The 447-nt window shown below is 43.6% G+C and carries 1 pseudogene; it reads right to left on the bottom strand.

Annotated elements, in window-relative coordinates:
* Positions 1 to 31: 31 nt before the first annotated feature.
* Positions 32 to 447 (bottom strand): annotated as a pseudogene (locus GBI16_RS18510) (acyl-CoA thioesterase domain-containing protein); the annotation flags it as partial.

Here is a 447-nt window from a genome sequence, read left to right on the forward strand (position 1 = left end):
TTAGGGATGACTTTTTTATTGGCTCAAAAATTTATTTAGCCATTTTACGTAAAGTCAAAATCTGCCCGCTTCGTCCAAATGGACCATGTACGTCATGTAAAACTGCACTGGTTAAACCAATCCCATCCGAACCATATTGCTGAACGGTTTCCGGACCTAGCCATTTCCCTTGCGGATAACGGTGCATGTGGATTTGCAAATCAAGATTTGGAAAGCCCCAAGTAAATTCGCCTTCTTGTCTTGGGACAATGCCGTTTGCCGCATCTACCATGCCAATCAAATGGGCAAAATCTGTGGTCGGCTGCCCTTCCACGATTTCTTTATCATTGTTTAGCCAAACAATCCCTTTGCCTGCGCGATGCTGATCATCAGTTTTAGTGACTAGCGTTTGAATAAAACCACCCGGCCATCTTTTCATACCTGTCCATTCTGTAAAGGTATCTGGAT

Source organism: Acinetobacter sp. TUM15064, from assembly GCF_008980265.1.
GTDB lineage: Bacteria > Pseudomonadota > Gammaproteobacteria > Pseudomonadales > Moraxellaceae > Acinetobacter.